The organism is Paenibacillus chartarius, from assembly GCF_042432825.1.
Classification (GTDB): Bacteria; Bacillota; Bacilli; order Paenibacillales; family NBRC-103111; genus Gordoniibacillus; species Gordoniibacillus chartarius.
In genome coordinates, this window is the sequence record NZ_JBHLWN010000007.1 from 1 (window position 1) to 8,419 (window position 8,419).

The 8,419-nt window shown below is 53.0% G+C and carries 5 protein-coding genes; 4 read left to right on the forward strand and 1 reads right to left on the reverse strand.

Annotated features, from left to right (window positions below; all coding sequences use genetic code 11):
- Window positions 1-172: 172 nt before the first annotated feature.
- The 4 genes from ACFFK0_RS00790 to ACFFK0_RS00805 all read left to right on the forward strand — a co-directional run bounded on the left by ACFFK0_RS00790 (window position 173) and on the right by ACFFK0_RS00805 (window position 6,262).
- Window positions 173-2,485 carry an AraC family transcriptional regulator gene (locus ACFFK0_RS00790; protein ID WP_377467652.1) on the forward strand — a complete coding sequence of 771 codons (2,313 nt, stop codon included), beginning with the start codon at window positions 173-175 and terminating at the stop codon, window positions 2,483-2,485.
- A gap of 147 nt (window positions 2,486-2,632) precedes the next feature.
- Complete coding sequence (locus tag ACFFK0_RS00795; protein ID WP_377467654.1) at window positions 2,633-4,294, forward strand: extracellular solute-binding protein; 1,662 nt, start codon at window positions 2,633-2,635, stop codon at window positions 4,292-4,294.
- A gap of 105 nt (window positions 4,295-4,399) precedes the next feature.
- Window positions 4,400-5,368 (forward strand): ABC transporter permease, encoded by a 969-nt coding sequence (locus ACFFK0_RS00800; RefSeq protein WP_377467656.1) that lies wholly within the window; start codon window positions 4,400-4,402, stop codon window positions 5,366-5,368.
- Between the two features lie 18 nt (window positions 5,369-5,386).
- Window positions 5,387-6,262, forward strand: a complete 876-nt coding sequence (locus ACFFK0_RS00805; protein ID WP_377467658.1) for a carbohydrate ABC transporter permease — start codon at window positions 5,387-5,389, stop codon at window positions 6,260-6,262.
- Between the two features lie 203 nt (window positions 6,263-6,465).
- On the opposite strand, the gene ACFFK0_RS00810 is transcribed toward ACFFK0_RS00805, so the two are convergent.
- Complete coding sequence (locus ACFFK0_RS00810) at window positions 6,466-8,385, reverse strand: discoidin domain-containing protein (RefSeq protein ID WP_377467660.1); 1,920 nt, start codon at window positions 8,383-8,385, stop codon at window positions 6,466-6,468.
- Window positions 8,386-8,419: the final 34 nt, after the last annotated feature.

The window sequence follows — 8,419 nt, forward strand, 5'->3', positions numbered from 1 at the left end:
TGTTGATCCGCTCCTGGATGATCGCCACCGCATTCTTATGCGCTTTCGAAATTCAGGTTTATTAGTTACTTCTTTTGCGTTATGGAAAACCGGTGCCAGATATGGTACACTGCCCCCAACGACTTTCCGTTTTTTGCCTATTTCCATTCCGACCTCGGAGGGAGGATTCATCTTGCTCCTGCGACGCAAAAGCATCTTTCTGACTCTCTGGCTTTCCTACATTATGATCTTGTTAATTCCCGTCACCGTTACCTTCCTCTTGTATATCAATATGGAAAAAGCCATGATCGACTACGCCAACCGCTCTAACCTTGCCTTGCTGGAGCAGGCCCGCCAGGTGGTCGACAGCAATCTGCAGGAGATGGAGCAGCTCGGCGTCCAAATCGCCACGCAGCCCAAGCTGCAAACGCTATGGACGATTAAAGACGCGGAGAAATATATCCAATACGAGGAAGCGGTCCGCTCGCTTCGAAATATACGCAACGGATCGCGCTTTATTGATAATTTCTATATTTATCTGCGGGATGACGATACGGTCATTTCCAGCAATCTGAAAACGGATGCGGCCACATTCTTCACCGAATTGTATCCGCTTCCAGGCAGAAGTCTCGACCAAGTACGCTCCGAGATTTTATCCGGCTATCATTACCAGGATTTCTGGGCAGCCCCGCAAGGAACGCAAGATCGCTCGACAACCAACGTGATTGCCAGCGCCTTCACCTTGCCTCTCGGAGAGGTAAATAACGGGAAGGGCACCCTGATCATGCTGATCAACGAACAACAAATCCTCAACCTGCTCAAGCAGATCCAGTGGGTGAACAACGGTACGATGCTCATCCTTGATTCGAAGGGACAAGTTATTGTTTCGACAGGAGTTCGGCATGAGCTCCCCGCCGGCTTGCTCGCAGAGCTTTCCGGTTCCAGCGGTTACGAAACATACCGGACCGAAGGTCAAGTGCAGATGCTCTCCTATACGACCGGCCAAAGCGGTTGGAAATACATTTCCTTAGTACCGAAAAGCGTCGTGCTGAAAAGGGTAAATGAGATCAAAGCCTGGGCGTTGGCCCTGCTGGCCTTCGTTGTCGCCGCCGGGAGCGCAGCGGCTTACTGGATGGCCTACCGCAGCTACAGCCCGATCCGGGACCTGGTCTACACGATATCGAAAGGCAGGAGCGTGCAGCGTAACGAATCAGCCAACGAGTATGAATTCATCCGGAACTCGATTACGGAATCGCTTGCCGAAGGCAAGGAACTGAAAACCAAGCTGGCCGGCCATTTGCCGGTTGTTCGGGCCCATTTTCTAAACAGGCTGCTGAAGGGTCAAGTGGACCCGGCGGAGCTCGCTCCCGACTCTCTCGCGTTCAGGGGGGTGCAGTTCCCGTTTCCCTGCGTTGGAGTGGTGCTGATCGAAGCGGATGAGAGCAAGGAATTCCGCATCGAAGAAAGCGAGCGGGATTACGCTCTGGTTCGTTTTATTATCTTGAATTTGAGCAGCGAGCTGTTGGGGGATTCAGGTTATGCAACGGAAACCGACAACGGCCGGCTGGCTCTGGTTCTAAACGTACCCGACTCGTCGGAAGAGACCCTGCTGTACCGCGACCGGTTCATCGCCGAGCTCAAAGGGATCATTGAGGGACGGTTCCGGATAAAAATTACGGTAGCGACCAGTTCCATCCATCATGAACTGCCGGAGGCTTCCCGCTGCTACACCGAGGCTCTTAACGCGCTGGACTACCGCATCATACACGGCATAAGCTCGATCATCCATTATGATCAAATCCGGGACATGGGCCGTACCGATTACCATTACCCGACGGAAATCGAAGCGCAGTTCATGAATGTGCTCAAAAGCGGGGAACTGGAAGCCGCCGAGCGGATTCTGGACGACCTCTACGAACGAAATATCGGCTCTCGCGACACGACGCCGGAACTGGGCAAGCTGCTGTTTATGAATATTCTCGGCACTCTGCTGAGGGTTACGAATGCGCTCAAGATCGATGAGAAGCTTTCATTGGAATCGGCAACCGATCCTGTGAAGCTGATTCTGAACAGCACTTCGGCTGACGAAATGGTGAAAAAGATTAAAGAGTTGATTGCCTTTATTTGCAACTGTGTGCGCGAGGCGCGCTCCGAGCAGCATGAGCGTTGGCAGGAACGGATGAAGCAGTATATCGACTTGCATTACGGAGACCATTCGCTCAGCTTGACTACCGTCGCCGAACATTTCGGATTGACTCCGGCATACACGTCCGGATTGTTTAAGAAGCAGTATGGCATAAATCTGTCCGATTACATGATCGAGGTACGGATATCTGAAGCGAAGCGTCTGCTCGCCGACCCGAGCCTCACCGTCCTGCAGGTCGCCCAGAAGGTCGGGTATTCCACAGATATCGGTTTCATTCGCGTTTTCAAAAAAATAGAGGGGATCACCCCCGGCAAGTACCGGGAAATGCTGCAAATATCCGGTGATCGAAAAGAAAGTTAGGCATTGTGAAAATCGGTTTATCCTTCATCTAAAGCGGTGTTTACCTTTCGTGCGAACGTTATGTAGGCAGCTCGAGCCGTCTTTATTATATTGAAATTGCGGACGGCGAACCCGCAATACAATCATATATGGGAGGGTCATCGAAGCATGAACCGAAAGAAGAAAACGCTTCAACTTACCGCGGTCTCGGCAGCCTTGTTATCCATAGTGGCAGCAGGCTGCAGCAACAACAGCAATCCATCCGGGGCTTCATCATCCCCTGCACAGACAGGGACAGCCTCCGTCAAACCGGAAGCTGCTGAAGTGAAGTATCCCGCTTCCTTAACATACTGGGTGCAGTTGAACGCCAATGCGGCCGCAATCATGAAGACGTACAACGAGATGGCTGCCTATAAGGAAATTGAGAAGAAAACCGGCACGAAGGTTGAATTCCAGCATCCTCCGGCGGGGCAGGAGAAAGACCAGTTCAATATCATGATGGCTTCCGGCAACCTGCCCGATGTGATTGAGTACAATTTCGGTACAACCGTAGGACTGTCCGCTGCTCAGAGTCCCGATGCCCTGATTAAAGGGAAACAGATCCTTCGCTTGAACGAGTTAATCGACCGGCATGCGCCTAACTTGAGCAAAGTATTGAAGGAGCATCCCGAGTTCCGCAAAATGATCACGACCGATGAAGGGAATATTTATGTGATGCCGTTCCTGCTGGGCGACGAGCAGTTAAGCGTCGTGTACGGTCCGGTTTTCCGCAAGGATTGGCTCGACAAATTGAACTTGAAGGTGCCCACTACAATTCCGGAATGGGAAACCGTGCTGACGGCATTCCGCGATAAGGACCCGAACGGCAACGGCAAGCCGGATGAAATTCCCTTCTTTATGAGTCTGACCGCCGACTTTGATGTAAATCATCTACTGGTTGGCGCCTGGGGCATCACCACGGACTTCTATAACGATAAAGGCAAGATTAAATACGGCCCGATCCAGCCCGAATTCAAGGAGTTCCTGGCCACGCTTGCCCGCTGGTACAAGAACGGCTTGATCGACAAGGACTATGCCACCATTACCGATTCCAAGCTAAAGGATAACAAAATTATTAATAATCAGGTCGGCGCTTACTCCGGCTTTGCCGGAGCCGGTCTCGGCCGCTACTTAACTCTGGTTCAACCGACGAATCCCAGCTTTTCCTTGGTGGGGGCTCCTTACCCGACAGTCAAGGAAGGCGGCCCTAAGCCGCTCGGCCAATATACGATGCCTTTCACCGGATACGGAGCAGCCATATCCGCCAAAGCCAAGAACCCGGAACAAATTATCAAATGGCTTGACTACAAGTACGGCCAGGAAGGCCACATGCTGATCAACTTCGGAATTGAAGGCGAAAGCTACAAGATGGAGAACGGCTATCCGAAGTATACAGACCTGATTATGAACAACCCCGATAAGCTGCCGATCTCGCAGGCAATGGCGAAGTATTTCCAATCCGGCTGGAGTGGACCTTACGTTCAGGATAAGCGGGTTATCGAACAATATTACACCATCCCCGCGCAGCGCGAGGCGCAAAAAACGTGGGCTCAAGCGGACCATGCCAAGCAAATGCCGAGCATTGCCCTCAATGCCGACGAAAGCGCGAAATCCACTTCGATCATGAACGACGTCAAGACTTATCGCGACGAAATGTTCAATAAATTCGTCATGGGTGCCGAGCCGATCGAGAACTTCGATAAATTTGTGCAAACGATGAAGAGCATGGGAATTGAAGAAGCGATCAAGGTTCGTCAAGCCGCCTTGGATCGTTATCTCAACAGAAAGTAACATAGACAGGGACGTCAACGTACGGCGTGGGAGAGGACCTTCCCGCCGTATGGTGTCTTTTTGCGCCCATTTTGACAGACTCATTCGCTCAAGGAGGAACTCGCGATGTCCACATTGCCCCAGCAACAAGCCGACTCCTTAAAGCCCGCGGTAGACAAGAACGGGTTCAAGTATCGGTTTATCCGCGATGCCAGGATCAATAAATATATTTATCTCATGCTGCTTCCTGTCGTGGTCTATTATGTTGTCTTCTATTATGTACCGATGTATGGCCTGCAGATCGCGTTCAAGAATTATTCACCGGGCCTCGGTTTTCTGCATAGCGACTGGGTCGGTCTGAAACACTTCCAGGATTTCTTCGGAAGCCATTTCTTTTCTCGTATTTTGCGCAATACGCTGCTGATCAGCTTGTATGAGCTGCTGTTCGCTTTCCCAGCCTCCATCTTGCTTGCGCTTCTGCTGAACGAGCTTCGCAGCGCGCTCCTCAGGCGTACGGTTCAAACGATAACCTATATGCCGCATTTTATTTCGATTGTGGTCGTCTCAGGCATGCTGGTCGACTTCCTGGCCCGCGACGGGTTAATTAACAACGTGCTCTCCTCCTGGTTCGGCGTACAGCCGATCGCCTTCCTGGCGGAAAGCGGCTGGTTTCGTTCCGTCTATATTTCCTCGAATATATGGCAAAATATCGGCTGGGGCTCCATCATCTATCTGTCGGCTATGGCCGGAATCGATCCAACCCTCTATGAGGCAGCCCGGGTAGACGGTGCCAAGCGCTTACGGCAGGTCGTTCACATTACACTGCCGGGCATTATGCCTACGGTGGTCATTCTGCTTATCCTGCAGATCGGGAACTTCATGTCCGTCGGCGCGGATAAAATTTTGCTGCTCTATAACCCGACTACTTACGAAACCGCCGATGTCATCGGGACCTTCGTTTATCGGAAAGGGATCCTCGAATCCAACTTCAGCTACAGCGCTGCCGTCGGCCTCTTCAACTCAATCATTAACTTTACGCTGCTCGTATCGGCCAATGCACTCAGCCGGCGGATCAGCGATCATAAACTTTGGTAAGAAGGAGGCACGTCCACTATGCGCAGAAGCTTGGGGGAGCATGTATTCGATGCGTCGAATGCCGTGTTCTTGATCCTGTTATCTCTTGTCACCCTCTATCCGTTCTTCTATGTGTTGATCGCCTCGTTAAGTGATCCGGCCTGGATCATGCAAGTGCGCGGCCTGATCTGGTACCCCAAAGGCTTCAACTTGGAGGCCTACAGGCTGGTTTTCCTTAACCCTTCGATTTCTACCGGTTATTTAAACACCCTGCTTTACGTTGTGCTAGGCACTGCACTCAACATTCTCATGACCTCCTTTGGCGCTTACGCTTTATCCAGGCAGAACGTGATGTGGAAAAACCAGGTCATGTTTTTGATTGTTTTCACCATGTTCTTTAACGGCGGCTTAATTCCCACGTACCTGCTCATTCACGATTTAGGCATGGTGAATACCCGCTGGGCGCTGATCATTCCCACCGCCATGAGCGCTTATAACCTGATCATCATGCGCACCTCGTTCCTGAGTGTTCCCGTCAGCCTGGAGGAATCGGCCAAGCTGGACGGCGCCAACGACTTTACCGTCTTATTCCGCGTCATTCTTCCGCTGTCCATGCCCGTAGTTGCCGTCATGATTCTCTTCTACGGCGTGGCCCATTGGAATTCCTGGTTCAGTGCGCTCATTTATCTGCGTACGCGCGAACTTTATCCGCTACAGCTCATTCTGAGGGAGATTCTGATCACGAGCAGTACGGAATCGATGATGACAAGCGTTGGCGGGGCCGATAAAACGCCGATCGGAGAAACGATTAAATACGCGACGATCATCGTGGCGACAGGCCCTATCTTGCTGCTGTACCCCTTCCTGCAGAAGTATTTCGTGAAAGGCGTCATGATTGGTTCGATTAAGGGGTGAAGCTCGAGTTCCCCCCTTTCCATACCGGATATTGCAAAAAAGCCGTTAGCTTCGGACTCCGTAAGTCCTTGGCATAACGGCTATTTTGCTTGTGCTTACTTCAACGCATCGGCGAGCTGAGCGAGCAGGTCGGCCTGCTCATGGTTCAAAGTGTTGCCGCGCTCGGCCGACAGCTAGTTCTGAAATGCTTCGATCATGCCGGACTACTGACCGTCGGGGCCGTTGCTGCCGTAAACCATGACTTCGTTAATACTGGTCGCCGTCGTGATGTTGTTTCCGGATACAGCAATCCGAAGATACCGTGCCGTCGTATCCGGGATATCGTAAATTTCATAATCGTCGGTCACTTTCCCCGAGCTCGGCCCTTGATAGACCTTCGTCCATGTCTGTCCATCCGTCGATGTCAGCAGATCAAAGAAGAATTGACGCTGATTGCCAAACCGCCAGGTGATGCCGACATACGTGGCCGTCGTCTCGGAGCCGAGGTCGAAGTCGATGGTGTTCGGTCCGCTGACGGACCAGTATGTCGTCGGATCGTGATCCGCGGCGCGCGGCCCCGGCCAATCGTTGTTGGCAGGTCCGCTGTCGGCCAAGTACGTGACAGGCAATACCAGGACATCCGTGAGCACGCCCGAGAATATGCCCCGGGTTAAATCGATGAAATATTTACCCGGTCGATCGACGCCCTGGTCATCCGTTACTTCCACAACGGCCGTTCCCGGTATGCCGGAAGCCGGCGTTACGGTTACCGTGTCGTTCGGGTCCGCAGCGACAGCCGTGATCGCAGGGACGGTCTGGGTCAGGAAGGGAACTTCCACCGCGTATTTCATCTTCATCGAGCGGAAGCCGGCAACCGGCACACCATCGACCTTGAGCTGCGACAAGAGCGCGGTAGGCGTCGAATCGATGCTCCACGCCTGCAGCGGCGTCACAGCCGGCACATCGGCAGGCGGCGCTTCAATGACGGACAACGGCGTGAATCGAACGGCAATCGTCAGTTGATCCTTGGCAGCCGGGATGTGAATCGTCAGCTTCCTCACGTTGGCATTCAACTTCTGGCCGGCGTAACTATCCGTTGTCGGTAACGGGGTCGCCGTCCGAACCTCAAAGCTCGCCACGCTTGGGGACAGGAGCTGGGCATAAAGCCGTTGGCCATTCTTCGTGAGGAGGGCCGATTTGCCGTCCGGTGCGACTGTGATCTCCGGCGCATCCGTATGCATGAACCAATACAAGTCCGACGGGGCTTTCAGCTGAAGCTCATCCTGAAGGAGGAAGCTGCTGCGGAATTGGCCCAGCATCATGCCCCGCTTCGCGTACACGACGTCATCCTTGTAGGCCGACGTCATATCCACGACGGCGTAGCCGCCCTCCGGCTTGGAATCGTAAGCGATGATCGGCGCGTTGGCGTCGAGCGCCTGATCCGGTCCGTCGTCCGGGTTGATCACCAGCGTGTTGGAGCCTTCGGCCCTCGTGCGGTACCAATCCCATCGGTTGGGATCGGCTTCGGGGTTGCTCGTGAAGTATCCCTGCACGTTATAGTCTGCGTCGTCTTTTCCAAGATCGACGGCCCACCGGACGCCCAGCGCATCCAGAACGAATGTCCCGATGTCGAGGTTGTTGTGCAGGGTATTCGATATCGCATAATCGTTGATCCCGCCCTTGACCGCGACGTAGTTGGCGCCGGGATCGCTCCAGGAATCGCGGAAGGTAGCGACATTGTTCTTCAGCGGATGATCGTACAGCGAATCAAGCTGCTGCGGATCATTGCTGGCGCCGTACATTCCCGGACGGTACCAGACCAGATCCAACGGAAGCACTACATGATTCTCCCTATAGCTGAATTCCCTGTACCAGGATACATCCGGGTCTCCGAGCAAATCCGCAAATAGCAGAAGCTGCGGCGTATCGAGTATCTTCGAATGCGCATCCGCATAATTGAACGGACCTTTCGGGCCGTGCAGGTTTGCCATATACTTCGCGGTCTCGCGGACGCCGGTCTGGTTCATAAAGCCATAATCGGTGCCCAGCGTCGTATGGAGCGCCGACATCATATACGCGAAATATTCGGTCGCGTAGTTCCAATACCCAGTCCCTTCCCACTGGCATTGCATAAAAGTTATCACGAAAAACCCACATTAAATATTTACTAATAATGTA